This is a genomic window from Desulfobulbus alkaliphilus (assembly GCF_016918545.1).
Taxonomy (GTDB): domain Bacteria; phylum Desulfobacterota; class Desulfobulbia; order Desulfobulbales; family Desulfobulbaceae; genus Desulfobulbus; species Desulfobulbus alkaliphilus.
The window spans coordinates 1-21,425 of sequence record NZ_JAFFQC010000031.1 but is presented as its reverse complement, the minus strand read 5'-3'; the positions used below and the strand labels follow the sequence as shown (position 1 = coordinate 21,425).

Sequence of the window (21,425 nt, the reverse complement as noted above, 5' to 3'; positions counted from 1 at the left end):
GGCTTGCGCCGTCTGCCGGGAGCAGCTAGCACGGACCGGCCAGACATTTCTATGTACACAGACATCCTCATTAATGCAACCTCCTATGAGAACCGGATCGCCCTGGTGGAAAACGGCAACCTGCTCGAACTTCACATGGAACGGCTCTCGGAAAAAGGATCCATTGGAAACATTTATCTGGGCAGGGTAGCTCGGGTTCTGCCGGGCATTGATGCCGCTTTTGTCGACATCGGGCTGGAGCGAACCGGGTTTCTCTATATCGACGAAGCCCTGTATATTTTTTCCGACAATTATCAGCGGCTGACTTCCGGTCACCGGCTGAAAAAAAGCTGCCCGCACAGTCTCCTCACCTCTCCCTCCATCGATACTATTCTTCGCGAAGGCCAGGAAATCCTGGTGCAGATTGCCAAGGAACCCATCGGTTCCAAAGGCGCCCGCCTGACCGGCAACATCACCCTGCCCTGTCGCAATCTGGTATTCATGCCGCTCACCGATCATATCGGCATCTCCCGCAAGATCGAAGATGAAACCACCCGACAGATGCTGCGGGATAAAATCGAAGCACTTCGTCCGCCAGGCACCGGTTTCATCATGCGCACCGTTGCCGAAAACATCGGCAATGATGAACTGGAAGCCGACATGGAATACCTACTCCTGCTCTGGGACGACATACTCAGCAAAGCAGGCAAGGTTTCGGTTCCCGGTTTGATCTATAAGGATCTTGACATGATCCTGCGAGCGGTCCGTGACTTTTTCACTGAGAATACGCAATCACTGGTGATCGACAATCGCGAGGTCTATGAGCAGCTGCTGACCTATGCTCACACTTTCGCACCCCATATCAAGGAAAAGATCAGCTATTATGACGGCGATCTGCCTTTGTTCGAAAAATACCGGATCGAAGCGGATATCAACAGCGCTCTGGACAAAAAAGTCTGGTTGCGCTCCGGCGGCTATATTGTCATCGAGCCCACCGAGGCCCTGACCGTTATCGACGTCAACACCGGCCGCTATGTCGGTGCTTCGGATCTGGCGGAAACCATTTTCAAGACCAATATGGAGGCGGTCGGGGAAATCGCCCGGCAGCTTCGTCTGCGTAACCTCGGCGGCATCATCATTATCGATTTCATAGACATGGAGGACGAACAGCAACGGGAGGAGCTCTACACCGCGTTTCAGGAAGCCCTGCGTGATGACAAGAGCAAAGTGAATATCCTCAAACTCTCCGAATTCGGCCTGGTGCAGATGACCCGCAAACGCCTGTCGGAGAGCCTCACCCAGACGATGTGCGAACCCTGCCTCTACTGCGGCGGTGACGGCTTCATCAAGTCGCGCCGCACCATCTGTCACGAAATTTTTCGTAAGATCAGCAGGGATGCCGGCAAAATCGGCGGTTCGCGCGTCACCATCAAAGTCCACCCACACATCGCGGACATGCTCCTCAATGAAGAAACAAATACCATCGAGCAACTCGAGCGCAGGACCAATAAACGCATCACCGTCGTCCCTATTGCCGACATGCATATCAAAAGATACGATGTCATCTGGAACCAATAGTCCGGCCAACCTTTTTAAATCATTGTCATCAAACATGGAGATCAATCACCAACCAATCACCAACGGAGTTATTCATGGCACGACGAAACCGATTGCGCAATGCCCCCAGACGAAGCAGTAAGTTCCTGAAATATTTTTTTGTCACTCTGGTGGCAGCAACGGTGGCGACTGCTGCAATGGCCGCCTATGTTCTTTTTGAACGTGAAGCACCGGAACTGGTCCTGGAAAAAGACCTCCACTATCTTGGCGGTACAGTCGAACTGCCCCTGCAGGTCACGGATCGCAAAAGCGGCGTCCGGTCCATCACCATTACCCTGAGCCAGAACGATACCACTGCGGAACTGCTGAAAAAGACCTTCCCCCGTCAGGCCTGGTTGACCACCGCCGGTCCGAATACCGTCAGCGAGAAAGTGGCCATTGACGCCAGAGCGGCAGGATTTGCTGAAGGAGAAGCGGAACTGCTGTTTTCCGTGCGGGATTTTTCTCTCAACAACCTGATGCGCGGCAATCACACCAAGAAGCGAATAGCTGTTATCATTGACACCACCCCGCCACGGGTCTCCATTCATCATGCGCAGCGGTATATCCGCCCCGGCGGCTCCGGTATCGCCATATACACGGTATCCGAACCGCCGGCACGCCATGGCGTCATGATCGATTCCACCGTTTTCCCCGGTGCACCTTTACCCGGTAAGGACCAATACATTGCCTATTTCGCCCTGCCCTGGGATGCCGAGGCGCCGAGGAGCACCGTTGTTTTTGCCACGGATGCCGCGGGCAATGAAGGAACAGCCCCTTTTGCCACCAATTTCCGCACAGTTGCCGAAAAACGGGATACCCTCACCATAAGCGATCAGTTTCTGCAACGGAAACTTCCTGAATTCCACGAACATTATCCTGAGATGAGCGGCACATTGCTTGAACAGTTTCTGTTCCTCAATAACCAGGTTCGGGTGGAAAATGACAACTTCATCGCTCAAATCTGCCAAACCAGTGAACCGAACCGACTCTGGTCCGACCGTTTCCTACGCATGCCCGGTGCCAAACGAGGCGGGTTCCCTGATCAAAGGACCTATGTGTACAATGGCGAGGTGGTCGATGTTCAGACCCACCTGGGTGTTGATATCGCCTCAACGCAACATGCCTCTATTCGGGCGGCCAACCGGGGCAAAGTCGTCTTTACCGACTATCTGGGGATTTATGGCAACACCGTCATTCTTGATCACGGCCAGGGAGTCTTCAGTCTCTACTCTCACCTGAGCAGTTATGAAACCACCCTGGGATCGCTGGTTGAAAAGGACGAGCCCATCGGCCGCACCGGCGTTTCCGGCATGGCCGGCGGTGACCATCTCCATTTTTCCATGCTGGTTCACGGAATTTTCGTATCCCCGCTGGAGTGGTGGGATCAAAACTGGATCGACATCAACATCCAGAATATTCTCAATGAACTCTAATGGTTGGTCGATAACAGATCGGGTGCGCCCGCCGCTCCTGCTGTACAGCTATATTGCCACTGAACTGCTGGCTCCTTTTTTCGCCAGCTTTATCATCCTCTACTGCGTCTTTTTTCTCATCCGCCTCATTCCACTTCTTGAGGTGGTCCTGCAACTCCATATCGGGCTGGCGGATTTCATCCGCCTGTTCTCTTATATTTTCCCTCACATGCTGTTCTATGTCATCCCCATGGCCAGTATGGCCGGGGTAATCATCTGTTTCACCCGGATGACCAATGATCGCGAGATCCTGGCCTTCAAGGCCTGCGGCATAAGTCTGCGGCAAATGCTGCCACCGGTGGTGGTCATTGCCGCGGCCATTGCCACGCTCACCGGCTTTTTTTCAATCCAGCTCATTCCCGCCGGAGCGGTGGCAGTCAAACAGCTGATGTTTCAACTGGCTAAGGAGAAAATCGACAAGGGGTTGAAGGAAAGGGAGTTTACCGAAGCATTGGGGGAACTTGTCGTCTATGTCGACAATATCGACGACCAGGACAACTGGCACGGCGTATATGTCTCGGACATGCGCGGCCGGTTGCAGCCGTTGATCACTGTGGCCAAATCCGGTCATCTGGAAGCGGAGATGGAAAAAATGATGGTCACTGTTATTCTCGAAGATGGCACCCTCCATAGTGCCGAAAACCAGGACAATCAGGTCATCCGTTTTCAACGCTATCAACTGCAGATTCCCCTGCAGCCGCCGACCCGGATCGGTGGCGAAGATGTCACGGTGATCGACCGAGGGGCCATGACCCAGGAACAACTCCTGGCCGCCGCCGCCCTGTACGGACCAGACTCGAAGCAAGGCCGGATTTTTCGCTCCACCTACCACCACCGCCTTGCCCTGCCGGTGGGCTGTTTTCTGCTCAGTATGCTCGGCATGCCGCTTGGCCTGCAGGCGGCGCCAGGTAAACGAGCCATTGGTCTGCCCCTGGGCCTGGCCTGCTTTCTCCTGTATTATATCACCTTCACCGTCACCAGGGTCATGGCGGAGGATGGGGTCCTGCCTTTTGTCTTCAGCATGTGGCTGCCCAATATGCTTCTGCTGATCCTGACGGTGTTGGTCTTCCATCGAACAAACCAGGAAAAACAGGTGGTTCCCGAGCGGGTGCAGGTTACTCTGGAGATATTTTCTGACCGCTTTATCCTCCCTCTGATCAAATACGTTCGCAGTCAATGGAGGAGAAAAATAAGCCGCAGGATCCAACGCAAACCCATTCCGACGACCGGCGACCAGGACGGGGCTGCGGCTCGACCCGGCATCCGTGCCGACGGCTTGACCGGTATCTTCCATCTGCCTGAATGTGCTCAGTATCACAGCCCCCGCTGCAGCCTGCAGTTCAAGGATGCCTCCATCGCTCAAGAGGCTGGGTTTAAACCATGTGAGTTCTGTAAAGGGATCCTGGAGCAGCAGAACCAGTAATCACTACCGATCAGCATCAACTCACCTCCCTGGATCCTTGAGCGGTCGGTGCAAGGCATGCTCAAGGATTTTGTTGCGATTACAATGTTATTACAGCAAGATATACCCAAATAAGCGGCCGGCCGATACGGATTCAGAAAGAGGCTATCCAACTCCGGGTCTGCTCCCGGTGAATGAGGGCGTTTTGAAGAAACTTTTTCCGGGTGCACTGATGCACGCACGCTTCTTTTTTCGCCCGGCCACTCTCTTGTAGTGGCCTGCAGCCAATTCAGGTATAATTGGTTAGATGACATTTATGCGCACCCTGCCACCGGATGCGGAACCCTATGCGTTCTTTCACACTCCTCGATCCGTTTGCGGCTGGTGAAGGGTATTGTCAAGAATTCCATTGCAGGTGTACTCTGATGACAGCGAGATATATCCAATACAAGCGTCCGGCCGTCACGGATTCAGGACACTGTCCTCCACGCACAGAATACTAACAGGAGTGCGTATGCAACTAGCCAGTGCCGCGCAGATGCGCGAACTCGATCGCCGCACCATCGAAGAGATAGGTATTCCCGGCATGGTTCTGATGGAAAACGCCGGCCGGGGCACGGTTGACTGGATGGAACGCTCCTTTGGCCCGTTGACCGGAAAAACGGTGTGCATTTTTGCCGGTCCCGGCAATAATGGCGGAGACGGCCTGGTCATCGCCCGCACCGTCCATGCCCGAGGAGCCTACCCTTTTGTCTTTTTCCTTGTTGATCCCGAACATCTGCAGGGAGACGCCGCTCACAACTCCTCCATTCTCAAACAAATCCGTCTTCCTTTTCAGATACTCGATACTTCTGAAAAGATGCTGAGCCTGATCGACACGGTGCTGACGCTCAACCGGATGCATCCCATCCACTCTCTGGTTGATGCCATATTCGGTATCGGTCTGGAACGGAACATCAGCGGGCATTTTCTCGACGTCATCAACTGTATCAACGTTCTTCGGGAACGTCACAAAATCCCGGTGGTGAGCGTTGATATCCCCACAGGCCTCCACAGTGATACCGGTGCTCTTCTCGGTGGCGCTGTTCATGCCGACCTGACCGTCACCTATGGTCTGCCCAAACCCGGCCATTATCATCACGGCGGCGCCACCGTTGGTCAGCTTGAACTGGTTGACATCGGCATTCCCTCCAAGATCCTCCTCAATGCCGGCCTCAAGGGAATGGCGCTGGACAAGTCGACCGTTGGCCATACCTTGCACCGACGACTGGCCACCGCGCACAAAGGCAGCACTGGTCATCTTCTTATCCTCGCCGGGTCCGAAGGGAAAACCGGCGCAGCCCTGCTGTGCGGGCGTGGTGCTCTCCACAGCGGCGCTGGTCTGGTGACTTTTGCCGTGCCTCGGGAACTCAATCCCATCTTTGAAACAGTGCTGCCCGAAGCAATGTCCGTAGCCCTGCCCACCGCGGGAACCTACCTTTCCATGGAGGATTGCAACCAGATAACAGCCCTGGCTGACGAAAAACAGGCGCTGGTTCTCGGCCCGGGGATGGGTACGGCGGACAAAACGGCAGAACTGATCCTGCACATCTACACCACAATAAGCGCACCGCTGGTGATGGACGCCGATGCGCTCACTGTTCTCGCAGCTCATCCGGAGGTAATTCCTCAGACCGCCGGTCCGAGAATTTTTACGCCCCACCCCGGCGAGATGGCACGACTGCTCGGTGAATCCATCTCCACGGTCCAGGAAGACCGTCTCAAGTCCGCCCAGTGGCTGTGTTCCTCCGAGAAAGAAGAGCGACCGCACATGATTACGGTTCTGAAGGGAGCCGGAACAGTGGTTGCCGATGCCGAGGGGACCTGGGCGATTAATTCCACCGGCAACCCGGGTATGGCCACCGGAGGCATGGGTGATGTCCTTACAGGAATCATCGGCGGATTGCTGGTACAGGGATATTCCCCCTGGGATGCGGCTTGCCTTGGAGTCTGTCTCCACGGCCTGGCCGCCGACTGTATTGCGCGTTCCCGCCCCTGCGGATACACAGCCTCCGAAGTGGCGCAAATCCTTCCGCGGGTCATGCGAACCTGCACCCTTCAATCACAATAGGAGATAGTATGCTGAAAGCCCAGGACATCATGAGCCGTGAGGTGATCACGGTCAGCGAGGACGCCACCGTGCGGGAACTGGCAACACTGCTTATAACTCATAATATCAGTGGCGCACCGGTGGTCAATGCCGATGGAAGGGCCATCGGCGTTGTTACGGAAAGCGACCTGATCTTTCAGAACAAAAAGATTCACCTGCCGACCGCGGTGGCTATTCTTGATTCGTTTATCTTTCTTGAACGCCCGGGAAAAACCGAAAAGGAATTGAAGAAGATCGCCGGAGGCAAGGTCGGGGATATCTGTTCTCGGGACTTGATCAGCGTCGGGCCGGACACCAGCCTGGAGGACCTTGCCACCCTGATGGCTGAAAAGAAAATCCATACCCTGCCGGTGATGGAAGATGGCAAGCTGGTGGGAGTCATCGGTAAATCCGACATCATCCGCACTATTGCCCAGGATACATAACCCTTGTATGGTTCACGGCCGGATTCTTGTTTTTGGTCTCTTTTGCCGTATTCAGGGGTACGGCATCGCGGTCAACCGTTATAAATCTGCCAACAATTTCGCCCCTTTTTTTTCGCTTCATACATAGCGATGTCTGCATTGCGCAGCATGGTTTCAGCATCGGTACAATCTTTGGGGAAAACTGAAATGCCGATGCTCGCACCAATGAAACAGATATGATTGTTGGCCTCGATTGGTTCATTGAGCAATTCGATGGCCTTCTGCGCCACCAGGGTGGCTCCTTCCACCGTCTCTGTGCTCTCAAGAAGAATAACGAATTCATCCCCGCCCAGCCTGCAGACCGAATCCGAGGTTCTCAAGGTATGCCGCAACCGATCGGCCACCTGAACAAGAACAATGTCACCAACTCCGTGCCCGAACTGATCATTGATGGGTTTGAAACGATCCAGATCAATGAACAGCAGGCAGAGGATACGGCTGTAGCGTTTCGCCAATGAAATGGCCTGGGGAAGGCGACGACGGAAATAATTCCGGTTGGGTAGATTGGTGAGCGAATCATGATTGGCCATGTAGCGGATGAGCTCCGCTGCTTCCTGCCTTTCGGTGACATCGGCAAAAACAAGAACTCCGCCAACCAGCCGCTGGCCCTGGCGGATGGGAGTCGAACGAAAATCCACCAGGAAGGCGGTCCCATCCTTGCGCCGCATCCTGGCCTCATCCCAGGTTGTGGTCGTATTGAGTTCCGGCTGGTGAAAATATGGACAGCAGTCCTCGGTGAAATCTTCGCCACCGGGAATCGCTAGGCAGAATATCTGCCGGTAATGCTTCCCCTGCACTTCCTCGCTGCGAAACCCCATCATGTCCAGAGCTGCTGGATTGATGTAGCTGATAGCCCCGGCACCGTCAACCCCGCAGATTCCATTGGCGGCGGCATCAAGAATCATCTCGTAATTCCTGGTCAGCAGTTCAAGCTCCTGCTTGGCGCGGTGTGAGCCGAGAATATAGCGGATCCGGTTTTTGAGAACCGGCCAACGCAATGGCTTGCGGATATAATCCACGGCACCTGCGCTGTAGGATCGTTCGATGCTCTTTTCGTCGTCCAAGGCCGTGATCATCAGAACCGGCGGAGGATCGTCGATGGAGGATCGGATATGCGCACAAACGCCCGGGCCATCAATGCCCGGCATGGCGATATCGAGGATAACCAGGTCAAAGGAGCGCTCTCCCAGCTTTTCCAGCGCTGAATGGCCGTTGTCCGCCTCCGCCACGTCATACTCCTCACCTTCCAGGAACTGACGGAGGAGCATGCGCATGACCTCATCGTCATCGACAATAAGGATGGCGGCCGGCATCGTGCCGGAAAACAGGGAAACTTTCATAGCAGGAACCCAGCAAGAAGGGATAAAAGAGAAACCGTTGCTTCGCCATACCCGAACGTCGTATGCCGAGTGAGCGATACCACGTCAAGTCAACAATGACCGTGAACAGGAGTGGATACCCTGTTGGCTCCGGCCCGGTACCCTGCGAGTGTTGAACCATCAACGACCATCAACCGTGCCCATCCGTGTCATCTCAACTCTCATTGTATGAAAATCTGCAGATTAATCAAGTTGTTCGCTGAAAAAACGTTTCACCTCTTCCACCGCCCGGACAATCTGCGCATGAATACGTTCAATCTGCTGGATGTTGCCGCTTTTCCCCATGTTTTCGGCCAACAGGCACAAATGAGCCAGTTCTTCCGCGCCGAACTGACTGCTGCTGCCTTTCATGGTGTGAGCCACCTTGTTGATCGCCTGCGGATCCTTTTGACTGATGGCCTGTTCAAACTCAGCCAGACGCCGCTCCAGGGAACGGAGAAAGACACCTGCCACCGGAGAAATGTTGCCGACATGTTCACGCAACCTGGAGAGCACCGCCGTGTTGATGACTGCATGCACCGGTCTTTCTTCGCCCTCGCTGCTGGTTGCTACAGAGTAAGGAGCGCCGGGGATGAGAAAAACCTCGAGTTCCGGCATCCAATGATTCAAAACCTCGTGTAATTTTCTGAAGTCAAGGGGTTTGACCAGATAATCGACCATACCAGCATCAAGGCAGCGTTTCCTGGCACCGGCGGTGGAATCGGCTGTGAGGGCGATAATAACCGGCAGGTTTCGTGACGCAGCGGCAGCTTCTGCGAGAATGGTTCTGGTAGCGATAAAACCGTCGGTTACCGGCATCCGACAATCCATGAAAATAAGATCAAAATCGTCCTTGCGGCAGGCTTCAACGGCCTCCAGACCGTTGCGGGCCAGGGCAATGGTGACCTTGGCTTTGCGGAAGGTTTCCGCCATGACAATGCGATTGGTTTTTTCATCATCGACAATCAGCACCTTGCGTGCATTTGCCTGCGGCTCGTTGGTGATATCTGAACGGGCGATCTCTTCAAAATCCGCGACCCGCGGAGGTTCCGGTGTCCGGGACATGGGAGCGGTGCCGGAATGTACTTCCGGCCGAAGCTGTTGCAGGTGCAGAATGAACCAGAAGGTCGCCCCTTTGTTCAACTCAGAATGGACACCGATTTCCCCGCCCATCAATTCAACCAGTTTGGCAGAGATCGACAGCCCCAGGCCGCTGCCGCCGTAGCGACGGGTCGAGGAACTGTCGACCTGAGAAAAAGGCTGAAAAAGCTTACTGATGTCTTCCTCAGCTATGCCAACCCCGGAATCATGCACCTCGAACCTGAGCAAATCACCCGTTGCATCCCTCTGTTCTCGGGTAATCCGCAAGAGCACTGTGCCCTGTTCGGTAAATTTAACCGCATTCCCCAGCAGGTTGACCAGAATCTGGCGTAATCGGTACGCGTCGCCCAGATACCACTGAGCCAGGTTTGGATCGACTTCTGCGACAACCTGCAGATCTTTGCGCCTGCCAGTCACCATGTGGAGGGATATCAACTGCCCGATCAGGTCCCGCAGGTCAAACGGTTCGATGTCCAAGGCCATTTTATCGGCTTCGATCTTGCTGAAATCAAGCAGATTATTGATCAGTGTCAGCAGGCTGACCGCGGAAGTGCGAATCAACTGGGCAAAATGTTTCTGCCGCGGTTGCAGCTCGGTATCCAGGAGCAGTTCGGTAATACCGATAACTCCATTCATCGGTGTACGAATTTCATGGCTGATCATGGCGAGAAATTCGGACTTGGCTCGATTGGCGGAGTCGGCCTGCCTGGCATTACGGCGCAGCGTACTGTTTTCCCGGCTGAGTCGTCGCACTTCGGCTTCCAGTTCGTTGATCCTGGTCTGAAGTTGGCTATTGGATTTCATGTCAGGAAAAAAGAGAAAGTTGTCGACGGAAAGGCCTCCCCTTGGGGTTCATCGCCTGGAAGGTGGGAGAGGGGGAGAAAAAGGATTGGGGCAGTTCATCCAGAAAACGTGAAGACAGACCCTCGCTTCCATTGACCTGCCGATCAGTGCGCATCCGGCACCAGGTCAGGTAGAGGGTGGCAATGGCACGGGTCATGCCGACATACAGCAACCGGCGCTCTTCTTCCAGATGGGCGGCCTTGCGCACCGGGTCATCATCTCCAGAGGACCACAGCGCCAGCGGCAGGAGACCCTCTTCGAGACCGACAATGAAGACCACCGGAAACTCCAGTCCCTTGGCGGCATGAAGCGTGGACAGGGTCACCGCTTCGGCCCGTTGATCATACACTACGCCATCACTGAATCCCCGGAGATGGGTGGCAAAAGAGGCCACCGAGGAGCCAAAAGTCAGTGCCATCTGCACGAAACGCTGTATTTCGATCTGCTGTGCATTCAACCCATAGTATCTGATCAGTGGGACCAGGAGTGTTTCCACACTCTGACCGTCAATCTGAATGACCCTCATCTCCGCATGGAGTGCGCTGAATCTCTGCAGAACGTGGGCAGAGCTTTTCTCCTCGAGAATCCTCGCCAGATCGGCACCATCAAGGGTTTCGGCAGACCGGGAAGCAAGCAGAGTCCTCCGTATACGCCGCAATGTCTGCCTGCCAACACCCCTTTCCCATCCGAAAAGGAAGAGAAGGTCATCGACCGTGGCCTGGCCGGCCAACAGCAGCATCCAGCAGTAGAGGTACCGGCACTCGCCTTTGGTATAATACGCGTCGAGATCGACCAGCTGAAATGGGATCCCTCGCTTGGTGAGCACATTGCCGATGACCTCTGCCTGCCGGGACGTTCTGTAGAGTACGCCGATATCACGGAATGAAACAACATCGCTTCCGGTATGATCGAACCGGTACAGACCACGATGCGAGGTTCCTCCCAGTTGCAGCTCAATCTGATCAGCAACGAAGGCGGCTTCGTCTTCAGGATGGTCACAGGATTGGACATGCAAGGCACCGGAATGCGTATTGCGAGGCTGCATGGCCGATTTGGGCAACGGGTGGGGATTGTGGTCAATGAGGTGTTCAGCGGCTTTGATCAGGGTGGCACCACTGCGGTAGTTGACGACCAGCTGGTGATACTCGGCGGCAAATTCGTCGACAAAGGCTTGAAAACGCTGCGGATCCGCGCCGCGGAATCCGTAAATGGCCTGATCAGGATCGCCGATGGCAAAGACGGTGGATGTGGCCGTAAGCAGGGCGACCAGGTCGTACTGGGCCTGATTGACATCCTGCAATTCGTCGATAAAGAGATGCCCGGTGGCGGATCGAATGGCGGCTGCCGGCGCTCCCCCCTGCCGCAGAAGTTCCACCGTGCGGGGCACCACTGCATCGATGTCGATCAAGGTCCGCTCTTCCAGCGCCTGATGATATCGGCGTATTGGACCATCGATGGCAGTACAGCCGGACTGACCGAGGGTCCGGGATATCGCTTCAGCCAGTTCGCGCAGGCCTGGACCGGTCTCATCCGGAAACAGTTCCTCCAGGATGATGGCCCGCTCCTCCGGCATAACCACCCGTACTTGAGGATGTATTCGGCGCAGCTGCCGCAGGCAGTAGCTGTGAAAAGTGGCCACCAGTATTTCTGTTCCGCTGACGGCAGGCACAGCCTGGATACGCTCTCGGGCCTCCGCTGCAGCCTTGTTGGTAAAGGTGATGACCGTGCAGGGCAGGGAGGACTGCAGAGCCGTCCGCTGCGCCCGATTGACCAGGGTGTGGGTTTTACCCGTACCGGGTCCAGCCTGGACAACAATCCGGGCAGCAGTGCTCTCCACCGCCCGCAGCTGCTCATCATTCAATCCCTTTGCAGCCACCGAACCGGAGGATGTCTTTTTCCCGGGCGAAACAGGATCCATATCCCGCCTGGTCCTCTTTTGCAGCGATCGCTTGCCAACTGTCGGCCCGAATAGATGCTTCTGACCGCTGAGCTCGGCTCGTTCGCCCTCGGAAAACACCTTGATCACGCCGAACTCACCGTCATAGCCGGGTTGACGGATGACCCGGTTGGTGCGCACCCGTTCCACGGCTTCAGCCACCAGTGGATATCCTTTACCCTTGATCTCATCGATGGGGATGTCGAGAAGCAGTTGCACTTCGGATCCGAAGGTGTTGATAAGGCGTGAATACCCTTGCGTCGCCCTTTTCGTGGCCGGACCACAGTCAAGCAGTTCGCCAATCAATTCCTGGAGAGGGATGAGACTGTGCACATCAGGACTGCCTGGTGGATAAAGGGGCTGATGACGATCCGCCAATTCCATCACCCGGTGGAGAACCCCGATGGTCAGAGGTTTGCCGCACCGCGGACAGAGGCTGTTCAGGCTGCGGGTTTCAGCCGGCTCAAGATAGACACCACACTTGCGATGACCGTCGCCGTGGTATTTCCCCTCTTCCGGATAAAATTCGATGGTGGCGGCAAAGGCCTGTTGACCATCAGCACCGACAGGATGCCGCAGTGCCTGGCGGAGAGAAAAATAATCAAAGCCGGTGGTGAACACATTGGCTTCCCTGCCCAATTTGGCCGGCGAATGGCAATCAGAATTGGACATCAAGGTGAAACGATCCAGACTGGAAATGAAACGGTTCATTTCCGGATCTGAAGAAAGACCGGTTTCCAGGGCAAAAACATGGTCACTGAGATCAGCAAAGCACTCTTCAATTCGGTCAAACCCCGATTTGGAGCCGAACAGGGAAAACCAGGGTGTCCAGACATGCGCCGGAACCAGAAAACCTTCCGGGGCCTGCTCAAGAAGAATCTCGAGCAGATCACGGGAATCGAGTCCCAGGATGGGTCGGCCATCGGAGGCGATATTGCCGATGGTCGCCAGAATCCTGTTGATCCGGCGGACCGATTCGAAATCCGGAGCATAAAGCAGGTTGTGGACCTTGCGGACCTGACCGCCGCGTTTGTAAATGGAGCTTACCTCGGCACTGAGCACAAAACGGGTGGACTCAGGGGGAACGGCGAGCCCTGTTTCCGGCGGCAGAAACTGTTGATAATCACGTCCGGAGTCTTTTTTCAGGCGGAAAAAACCGGGTTCGGCGGGTTCAAGGCACTCGTGGAGGTGGGCGAACCATCCCGGGTGGGTAAAATCGCCGGTCCCCACCACCTGGATACCCTTGACCGCAGCCCAGGCAGCCAGTCCAAACAGGTGACTGGATTTGCTCGTCGCCCGGGAAAAATGGGAATGAATATGGAGATCGGCATAATACTTCATGCTTGGGACAACCAGCCGTAGAGATGGTGCCGCTTGATATAAGCCAGAACAGCTGCGGGCAGCATGTCCGGCGATCTGCCCTGCAACAGATCTTCTCTGATGGCTGAGGACGAGACCGGCAACTCGACATCGGCAAGAAATTCGACAGCATATTCCCCCGTCCCTTGCCAGAGTTGCAATTCCTCATTCCAGGCACAATGAGGGTCCAGGGTACGGAGTGTTTTCTCTATGGCTTCCCTTTCGATGGCATCGCGCTGGACAACTATCAGGCTGATCAAATTGAGAAGTTCCGGAGCACGGTGCCACTGGGGTAAATCCAGCAGTGAATCGGCACCGATGACCAGTAGAAAACGCTGGGGACCATATTGCTGACGCAGGGCTTCCACGGTGTTGATGGTGTAGGAAGGCGCCGGCAGGCTTGCTTCAATCAGTGATAGCTCCATTCCATGCCGCTCCGGCCAATCGGCCAAGGCCGCTGTAAGCATGGCGGCCCGATGGCCAAAGGACACAAGGGGTTGCCGTTTATGCGGCGGCTGCGGCGCCGGAATGAAAAGCAGCGTATTGAGCCGGCAACGATCCAGAACAAGGCGGGCAAGGAGGAGGTGCCCCTTATGCACGGGATCGAAAGTCCCTCCGAACAGGCCGATGCGATACTGTCCTTCGCTGACGGTCACGGGTCAACCACGCACTTCTCCAGCCCCGAAGACGATGAACTTTCGAGTGGTCAACTCCTTGAGGCCCATCGGACCGTAGGCGTGGAGTTTGGTGGTGGAAATACCGATCTCGGCGCCCAGGCCGAACTGGCCACCGTCATTGAAGCGGGTGGAGGCGTTGACCATGACCGCGGAAGCATCGACCTCGCGCAGAAACCGCTGGCTGCGCTCGTAGGAACGGGTGACAATGGTTTCGGTGTGGCGGGATCCGTACCGGTCGATATAGGCCATGGCTTCATCCATATCGGCCACCACCTTGACCACCAGTATCAGATCGAGGAATTCCGTTCCCCAATCACTCTCTGCCGCCGGCTCAATCAAGTTGCTGAGTTGACAGCTACGGCTGCAACCCAGGAGACGGACACCTTCTTTTTTCAAGGCCTGGGTTGCTTCGGGGAGAAAAGAATCTGCAGTTTTTTTATGGACCAACAGCCCTTCCAGGGCATTGCAGACACCGGGACGTTGCACTTTGCCATTGACGACAATGCGCATCGCCATATCCAGATCAGCATCTTCGTCGATAAAGGCGTGACAGACCCCTTTGTAGTGTTTCAAAACCGGGATGCGGGATTTCTCGGTCACAGCCCGGATCAGGCCTTCGCCGCCCCGGGGAATAACCAGATCGATATATTCCTCCTGCTGAAGCAGGAAATCTATTCCCTCACGATCGGTGAACCCAAGGACCTGGACCACCGCGGGATCAACCCCGTGCTTGGTCAGGACCTCCTGGATGATTCCGGCCAGGGCCAGATTGGAGTGAAGGGCTTCGGAACCGCCGCGGAGAATGACAGCATTGCCGGCCTTGAGACACAGGGCCGCCGAGTCGATGGTGACATTGGGACGAGATTCATAAATCATCAGGATGACTCCCAGCGGCACCCGCATGCGACCAACGGTGATGCCGCTGGGCCTGCGGCGCATTTCGCTGATTTCACCCACCGGATCCTCAAGGGCCGCTACTTCCCGCAGCCCCTGCACCATGTCAGTTATACCCTGCTCGGTTATTTCCAGCCGATTGAGCATAGCGGTGGAAAGGCCTTTCTGTTCAGCCGCAACCCTGTCGAGATCGTTTTCGGCCCTGATGAAGTGCTGCCTGGCCTTGAGGTCTTCGCCGATATCGATCAGGATCTGATTTTTCAGGGCTGCCGGCATAGCTGCGATAACTCTGGCCGCAGCCTTTGCCTTGTGCACCATCTCCAGAACCGCAGCCTCTATCTGCTCTCGCTCCATTGCTTCAATTCTCCTCTACTGTGCGATGCCCTTCGCCGCTGAAGAGCGAACGTTTTTAAAAAAATGATCGAAGCTAATCCTGAAGAATATGCGGCTCTTCGGACGTAATCCCCCGGACTGTTGAGCGGCTCTTCAACTCATGCCCCTTCAGAAAACGGCTCTCTCTCCCCTGACTCTCTGTTGCGCACGGGCAATACAATCCTCGCAGGAGTACCTCTCTGCCCGCGGTACCATCCGCCCCTGCGCCCCTATTCAGAACACCTGGATCCGTAGGGCGGCTGGTGAAGGGTATTTTCAAGGATTCTGCTGCAATTTTAATCTGATGACAGCAAGATATATTCCAAACAACAGTTCAGCCGTCACGCATTCAGGGAACAAAAAAATCTCATATCAGGATCGACCCCGGTTGCTCTTTCCGGTTCATGATCACCAGGTTATCACGATGGATGACCTCATCACTGTCCTTACAGCCGAGAATCCCGGCTATTTCCCCGGTTTTTTTTCCTTTGATCTGTTCTATGTCGGCAGCGGCGTAATTGCTCAGACCAGCAGCGACCACCGTTCCGTCCCGGTCGAGGCAGTGCACTGGCGCACCGACGGCAAAGCCCCCCCGAACCTCGACGATACCCGAGGGCAGCAGACTTCTCCCCAGGTCGACCAAAGCGCGGCGGGCGCCATCATCTATCACCAGAAACCCCTGCGGCTTGAGAACATAGGCGATCCAGTGCTTACGCCGGTTGACCCTGCCGTTGCCTGGAAGGAAGAAGGTGCCGATTAACTCGCCGCTGAACAAGGCCTGGAGGATCTGGGGATGCCGCCCGGGGCCGATGAAGGAAGATCCGCCGCAGGCCGCAACCATTTTCGCTGCCTGGATCTTAGCCATCATACCGCCAGTGCCGAGCAGACTGGTGGAATGACCGGCCATCCTCTCGATTTCCTCATTGATGGCGGCCACCGTGTACACCGGCCGGGCTGTGGCGTCTTTCAGGGGATGTCCGGTATAGAGGCAATCCACATCGGTGAGGATAATATACATATCCGCGCCGATCATGTTGGTGATAAGGGCACCTAAAGTATCATTATCGGAAAAGCGCAGTTCTTCAACTGAAACCGTGTCGTTTTCATTGATGATCGGGACCACGCCAAAATCGAACAGGGCGTGAATGGTGTTACGCACGTTGAGATACCGTTCGCGATGGGAAAGATCCGCATGCGTGAGTAAAATCTGCGCGACCGGTTGGCGGAAATCGGCGAAGGCCTGTTCATAGGCCTGCATGAGCAGTCCCTGACCGGTGGCGGCCAGCGCCTGCTTGACTTTCAATTCCTCATGCGGTGTTTTGATCACTCCCAATCGGCGTCGGCCGGCGGCAACCGCTCCAGAGCTGACCAGAATCACCTCGCGGCCGGTTGACTGCAGAAAGGAAATCTGTCGGGCAATGTGGCCGATGATCTCGGGAACCAGTCCGTTTTCGTCGGTGAGGACAGCGCTGCCAACCTTGAGGATGACCCTTCTGGCATTGTTGAACAGGGTCTGGCGGTAATAGAGCCCCTCTTCTCTGCTAACCTGGAAGGTCATGGGGTTCCTCCCTTCGCTGCGCCTCCAGCAGGGAGCCGAGCATATCACGAAGTTCCGGCAGGCCGGTACCGGTTTCAGCCGAAATTGCCAGCACCTTCAGGCCGGATGTGGCAAACAGCTCCTTGACCTGGGTCAGTTGCCGGTCATCGATCAGGTCGATTTTGGTCAGCACGATGAGGTGGGTACGGTTCAGCAGTTCCTCATTGTAGGCGGCGAGTTCGTCGGCAAGAATCCGATAGTCCAATAGCGGCTGCTCGCCGGGGTTGGCGGCGTCAATCAGATGAAGGAGGATGGAGGTCCGTTCAATGTGACGAAGAAACTGATGGCCAAGGCCGACCCCCTGATGGGCCCCCTCGATCAGTCCGGGAATATCGGCGATAATACAGGCATCAGTAAAGGGAAAATGGAGGACGCCCAACTGCGGTTCGAGAGTAGTGAAAGGATAGGAGGCAATCTTGGGGTTGGCTGCTGACAGTTTGGAGAGCAGCGTCGATTTACCGGCGTTAGGCAGGCCGATCAAACCGACATCAGCCAGCAATTTCAATTCGATGATCAGCCAGAGTTCCTCTCCGGGGCGGCCGGGAGTGGCTTTACGCGGGGCACGATTCGTGGAGGTGGCGAAGCGGGCATTTCCCAGGCCGCCCTTGCCGCCTGCTGCGATCCGATAGCTCTGCTCCGGATTGACCAGGTCAACCAGAACCGTACCGGTTTCCGCATCTCTGATCACGGAGCCAAGCGGCACCCGAATGATGCAATCTTTCCCGCTGCGGCCATGTTTGTCACTTCCCTGCCCGCCCTGGCCTGATTCGGCCTTGAAATGGGACCGGAAGCGAAAATCGATCAATGAGTGCAGATTGCGATCGGCAACCAGGTAAACGTCTCCTCCTTTACCGCCATCACCACCATTCGGACCACCCTTGGGCACGAATTTTTCCCGGCGGAAACTGACGCAGCCCTTACCGCCGTCTCCGGCTTTGACATAAAATTTCGCTTCGTCGATAAATCCCATGAGCAGGTGAATAAATGAGGCGTCAGAGATGAAAAAACCCGGCATCTATTGATGCCGGGTTTGTACCTGTGCCAGCTGACAGCGCCTCCGAAGGAGTAAAGCCTATTCGGCGGGATACACGGAGACTCGTTTTTTGTTGCGTCCAAACGATTCATACTGAACCGTGCCGTCAATTTTCGCAAACAGGGTGTAATCCCGACCGCATCCGACATTGGTGCCGGGATGAATAACAGTACCCAGTTGACGCACCAGAATATTGCCGGCTCGAACCACCTGGCCGCCGAAACGTTTCACTCCGCGCCTTTGTCCCGCGCTGTCGCGACCGTTACGCGAACTGCCGCCTGCTTTTTTATGTGCCATGCTTTTTTCTCCGGTAATTCAGTTAGCCGTTTATGCTGAGATCGTCTCGATGTTCAAGGCAGTGTACATCTGGCGATGCCCTTTTTTCACCTGATATCCCTTACGTCGTTTTTTCTTGAAAACGATGATTTTCTTATGTCGACCCTGCTCGACGATTTTGGCGACCACCTTGGCGCCATCGACTTTAGGCTGACCGATTGTGACGCTTTCGCCGTCCACCACGAGGAGAACATCCGCCAACTCCACCGTGTCGCCGACTTCGCCCAGAAGTTTTTCAACGCGAAGTGTGTCGCCGGCCTCAACCTGATATTGTTTGCCGCCGGTTCGAACTATTGCATACATGCGACTCCTCCTCTCTATCCTCAAGTGAATATATTCAACGAAATAATCTGCTACAGAATTCATAATTTAACTTCATTTGACCGAATACTGTCAAGATTTTTCTTAGCTTCACTGGCCCTGTTCCTGAAAAAACCAGAATATCCCCGTGGGTCGCCATACTCGCCAGGTACAACTTGTCCTGAATCCGTGTCGGCTGGACCCTGGTTTTTATCTATCAGTAAAGTAATCATATTGTAATTGCAGCGGAATCCTTGATACTACCCTTCACCAGCCGCCCTTCGGGGCATCCGTCCACACGACATCTCCATTGGCTGTACCCGGCCGATACAGTGCCCTTTCACCGAACGGTCCGAAAAAATAAAGCAGACGCACGGACCAACGCGCAGGGATCCAGGTTTGTGCGAAAGAGAATCTTTATCATTTACAGAGCTTTTCCTTGTCCTGAGCAAAAAAAAACGATAATTTGTCCGATCATTACTTCTTGCTTCTTTTGCGAAGCGAACAGCAGACTTTTCGCATGCTGCTGGAACCAGGATGACGTGTACCAAGACCAACCAACCCGCTTTAACAAGGAGAAACCGACATGCAGAAGATGGAATGCCCCTGCGGGTATATCTATGACCCCGCCGAAGGTGATTACGAGAACAATGTCCCGCCGGGAACAGCTTTCGCCGATCTTCCCGATAACTGGGTCTGCCCCAAGTGCGGCGCGGAAAAGGAATATTTTTATCCCGTCGACTGATTTTCACTCCGCAGGCCGCCTGGAAGTGAAGGCGGCCTGCGGTTCGCGCCGACACCACCTGCTTCCCGACAGCAGCACCTTGAACGCTGCTCTGCATGATCTTAGCTCTCTCCCTTTTTTCTTGTACAAAAACCATCTTTATTCTACCATCACAGTTGTTGTGACCTGATACCGGCTCCCTCCGGCTCTCGGAACACAAACCATGTCGCTCTGCGATCTCCCGGACCACAAGCCCCCTGCCCCAGACATGCAGAGCAGGCCTGTTCAGGTGGCGCAAACACCCCACGCACATCACTGCACCATCCGCGCTGAAAAATCATGCCGCCAGACCAACCCTCCCCTCTTCTCTCCTTTCAGCAGACCCAGCCAGGTCATCTGGCAGTCAGCCTTGCTGGTGCCTGGACCCTGAAAACCGGCTTGACGCCTTCGGCGCCTTTGCTCTCCGCCATGGACGAGTCCGTGCAACGACTTACTTTTGTCACGGTCCACCTCACCGACTGGGACACAGGGCTGCCGGTGTTCCTGAAATACGTTATCGACGCGGCCCGAAAACGTGGGATCAGCGTGGAATTAAGTGGCCTGCCTCAGGGTGTGCAACGACTGCTGACCCTGGCCGCGGTGGTGCCGGAAAAAGTGACCTATGAACAGGTTCGGCAGGATTCGCTGGTGACCGGCATCGGTCGCTTTGTTATCGATCTGGTAGCCCTTATCAGGGAAGTGGCCGCATTTACCGGTGAAATTGTCCAGCAGCTGCTGCTGCTCCTCAGAGGCAAGCCGCCTTTCCGCCCTCGGGATTTCTTCTATTTTGTCCAGAACTGCGGTATCGAATCCCTGCCCATTGTTTCTCTCATTGCCGTGCTGGTGGGTGTTATCCTTGCCTTTGTCGGTGCGGTTCAATTGCAGATGTTCGGTGCCCAGATTTATGTCGCCAACCTGGTCGGACTGGGGATGGTCATGGAAATGGGTGCCCTGATGAGCGGTGTTATCATCGCCGGGAGAATCGGGGCCGCCTATGCAGCTCAACTGGGCACCATGCAGGTCAACGAGGAGATTGATGCCCTGCGGACCATGGGTATCTCACCCGTGGGTTTTCTGGTCCTGCCCCGCATGCTGGCCCTGATGCTCATGCTGCCCCTGCTTTGCGTTTTCGCTAACCTGATGGGTATCCTTGGCGGCTCGATTATCGGCATCACCATGCTCGACCTGGCGCTGATCGAGTACATACATCAGACCCGAAGCGCCATCGAACTGCATCATTTCGGTCATGGCCTGCTGAAGAGTTCGGTGTTTGGAGTATTGATCGCTTTTGCCGGTTGCCTCCGTGGCATGCAGTGCGGCCGCTCTGCCCTGGCGGTGGATATCGAACAGCATCCCGCTCCGTCCCTCAGCGAGTCGACGCCCTCGTCGGCAGAAGATGCCGCCACACGAATACAGCAGCTGATCGACCAGGGGTTGCGGGCACAACTCAGGCTCGGCAGTCTGCTCCTTGGTACACTCTATATTGATCTTGATTTTTACCCTAAGACAGAAGTGCAATTCCATTGCAGCGATCCTGGCCTTATTGCAATCTCACAAAACTCCTAGCCACCGATAATGTTGTTGCCTATCCCGGACCCCGATTTTCCGCTCCCCGTTACCAGGTGGAAGTCAGCTGCTCCCGCTTTGAAGGGGTAGCGTTTTATTTTTCGTCCATTTCGTTTAAGCCCGGCCTGATTTCTTCCATAAAAAAAGGATTCATGCTCGGTGCTCTTGTTTTCACCGGAAAAACCGGCGAAAATCTTGTTTTCAGGGCGGAGTTATCCGTCCGGC

16 protein-coding genes are annotated in these 21,425 nt (G+C 55.3%); 7 read left to right on the top strand and 9 right to left on the bottom strand.

All coding sequences use genetic code 11. The features are described 5' to 3' along the window. The first annotated feature begins 51 nt into the window (after positions 1-51). The 5 genes from JWG43_RS14220 (at position 52) to JWG43_RS14200 (ending at position 7,026) form a co-directional block, all read left to right on the top strand. The gene (locus tag JWG43_RS14220) at positions 52-1,557 is read left to right on the top strand and encodes an Rne/Rng family ribonuclease (protein ID WP_205243612.1); all 1,506 of its coding nucleotides are present in this window, start codon (positions 52-54) and stop codon (positions 1,555-1,557) included. A gap of 74 nt (positions 1,558-1,631) precedes the next feature. Next, on the top strand, positions 1,632-3,011 hold the full coding sequence (locus tag JWG43_RS14215) for a M23 family metallopeptidase (protein ID WP_205243611.1): 1,380 nt from the start codon (positions 1,632-1,634) through the stop codon (positions 3,009-3,011). Beyond that, complete coding sequence (locus JWG43_RS14210) at positions 3,001-4,473, top strand: LptF/LptG family permease (protein WP_205243610.1); 1,473 nt, start codon at positions 3,001-3,003, stop codon at positions 4,471-4,473. The genes JWG43_RS14215 and JWG43_RS14210 overlap by 11 nt, the downstream gene beginning before the upstream one ends. Positions 4,474-4,966: 493 nt before the next feature. After that, positions 4,967-6,562: an NAD(P)H-hydrate dehydratase gene (locus tag JWG43_RS14205; RefSeq protein ID WP_205243609.1), complete on the top strand. Its 1,596-nt coding sequence runs from the start codon at positions 4,967-4,969 to the stop codon at positions 6,560-6,562. A gap of 8 nt (positions 6,563-6,570) precedes the next feature. Next, on the top strand, positions 6,571-7,026 hold the full coding sequence (locus JWG43_RS14200; protein ID WP_205243608.1) for a CBS domain-containing protein: 456 nt from the start codon (positions 6,571-6,573) through the stop codon (positions 7,024-7,026). Positions 7,027-7,097: 71 nt separating this feature from the next. On the opposite strand, the gene JWG43_RS14195 is transcribed toward JWG43_RS14200, so the two are convergent. The 9 genes from JWG43_RS14195 to rplU form a co-directional block, all read right to left on the bottom strand. Then, positions 7,098-8,405, bottom strand: coding sequence for a diguanylate cyclase domain-containing protein (locus tag JWG43_RS14195; protein WP_205243607.1), 1,308 nt, complete (start codon positions 8,403-8,405; stop codon positions 7,098-7,100). A 222-nt stretch (positions 8,406-8,627) separates the two neighbouring features. Beyond that, on the bottom strand, positions 8,628-10,328 hold the full coding sequence (locus JWG43_RS14190) for an ATP-binding protein (protein ID WP_205243606.1): 1,701 nt from the start codon (positions 10,326-10,328) through the stop codon (positions 8,628-8,630). A 1-nt stretch (position 10,329) separates the two neighbouring features. Then, on the bottom strand, positions 10,330-13,644 hold the full coding sequence (locus JWG43_RS14185; RefSeq protein ID WP_205243605.1) for a UvrD-helicase domain-containing protein: 3,315 nt from the start codon (positions 13,642-13,644) through the stop codon (positions 10,330-10,332). Further along, a complete protein-coding gene (gene nadD, locus JWG43_RS14180; RefSeq protein ID WP_205243604.1) occupies positions 13,641-14,318 on the bottom strand; it encodes a nicotinate (nicotinamide) nucleotide adenylyltransferase in 678 nt (225 codons plus the stop codon). The genes JWG43_RS14185 and nadD overlap by 4 nt, the downstream gene beginning before the upstream one ends. 3 nt (positions 14,319-14,321) lie before the next feature. Then, entirely contained in the window at positions 14,322-15,587 is a 1,266-nt protein-coding gene (locus JWG43_RS14175; RefSeq protein WP_205243603.1) for a glutamate-5-semialdehyde dehydrogenase, read from the bottom strand. Positions 15,588-15,972: 385 nt separating this feature from the next. Continuing rightward, positions 15,973-17,163: a glutamate 5-kinase gene (gene proB / locus JWG43_RS14170; RefSeq protein ID WP_205243602.1), complete on the bottom strand. Its 1,191-nt coding sequence runs from the start codon at positions 17,161-17,163 to the stop codon at positions 15,973-15,975. After that, complete coding sequence (obgE, locus tag JWG43_RS14165) at positions 17,147-18,172, bottom strand: GTPase ObgE (protein ID WP_205243629.1); 1,026 nt, start codon at positions 18,170-18,172, stop codon at positions 17,147-17,149. The genes proB and obgE overlap by 17 nt, the downstream gene beginning before the upstream one ends. Positions 18,173-18,274: 102 nt before the next feature. Then, positions 18,275-18,532, bottom strand: a complete 258-nt coding sequence (gene rpmA / locus JWG43_RS14160) for a 50S ribosomal protein L27 (protein WP_205243601.1) — start codon at positions 18,530-18,532, stop codon at positions 18,275-18,277. A gap of 30 nt (positions 18,533-18,562) precedes the next feature. Continuing rightward, the gene (rplU, locus tag JWG43_RS14155) at positions 18,563-18,874 is read right to left on the bottom strand and encodes a 50S ribosomal protein L21 (protein WP_205243600.1); all 312 of its coding nucleotides are present in this window, start codon (positions 18,872-18,874) and stop codon (positions 18,563-18,565) included. 583 nt (positions 18,875-19,457) lie between these two features. Between rplU and JWG43_RS14150 the strand changes: the two genes are divergently transcribed. Both JWG43_RS14150 and JWG43_RS14145 read left to right on the top strand, forming a co-directional pair. Next, complete coding sequence (locus JWG43_RS14150; RefSeq protein WP_205243599.1) at positions 19,458-19,616, top strand: rubredoxin; 159 nt, start codon at positions 19,458-19,460, stop codon at positions 19,614-19,616. A 318-nt stretch (positions 19,617-19,934) separates the two neighbouring features. Next, positions 19,935-21,200, top strand: a complete 1,266-nt coding sequence (locus tag JWG43_RS14145; protein ID WP_205243598.1) for an MlaE family ABC transporter permease — start codon at positions 19,935-19,937, stop codon at positions 21,198-21,200. The last annotated feature ends 225 nt before the right edge of the window (positions 21,201-21,425 follow it).

Bases quoted from the DNA above. Each gene is read 5' to 3' on its own strand.
- JWG43_RS14220 (WP_205243612.1), top strand. From the start codon at position 52: ATGTACACAGACATCCTCATTAATGCAACCTCCTATGAGAACCGGATC.
- JWG43_RS14215 (WP_205243611.1), top strand. From the start codon at position 1,632: ATGGCACGACGAAACCGATTGCGCAATGCCCCCAGACGAAGCAGTAAG.
- JWG43_RS14210 (WP_205243610.1), top strand. From the start codon at position 3,001: ATGAACTCTAATGGTTGGTCGATAACAGATCGGGTGCGCCCGCCGCTC.
- JWG43_RS14205 (WP_205243609.1), top strand. From the start codon at position 4,967: ATGCAACTAGCCAGTGCCGCGCAGATGCGCGAACTCGATCGCCGCACC.
- JWG43_RS14200 (WP_205243608.1), top strand. From the start codon at position 6,571: ATGCTGAAAGCCCAGGACATCATGAGCCGTGAGGTGATCACGGTCAGC.
- JWG43_RS14195 (WP_205243607.1), bottom strand. From the start codon at position 8,405: ATGAAAGTTTCCCTGTTTTCCGGCACGATGCCGGCCGCCATCCTTATT.
- JWG43_RS14190 (WP_205243606.1), bottom strand. From the start codon at position 10,328: ATGAAATCCAATAGCCAACTTCAGACCAGGATCAACGAACTGGAAGCC.
- JWG43_RS14185 (WP_205243605.1), bottom strand. From the start codon at position 13,644: ATGAAGTATTATGCCGATCTCCATATTCATTCCCATTTTTCCCGGGCG.
- JWG43_RS14175 (WP_205243603.1), bottom strand. From the start codon at position 15,587: ATGGAGCGAGAGCAGATAGAGGCTGCGGTTCTGGAGATGGTGCACAAG.
- proB (WP_205243602.1), bottom strand. From the start codon at position 17,163: ATGACCTTCCAGGTTAGCAGAGAAGAGGGGCTCTATTACCGCCAGACC.
- obgE (WP_205243629.1), bottom strand. From the start codon at position 18,172: ATGGGATTTATCGACGAAGCGAAATTTTATGTCAAAGCCGGAGACGGC.
- rpmA (WP_205243601.1), bottom strand. From the start codon at position 18,532: ATGGCACATAAAAAAGCAGGCGGCAGTTCGCGTAACGGTCGCGACAGC.
- rplU (WP_205243600.1), bottom strand. From the start codon at position 18,874: ATGTATGCAATAGTTCGAACCGGCGGCAAACAATATCAGGTTGAGGCC.
- JWG43_RS14150 (WP_205243599.1), top strand. From the start codon at position 19,458: ATGCAGAAGATGGAATGCCCCTGCGGGTATATCTATGACCCCGCCGAA.
- JWG43_RS14145 (WP_205243598.1), top strand. From the start codon at position 19,935: ATGCCGCCAGACCAACCCTCCCCTCTTCTCTCCTTTCAGCAGACCCAG.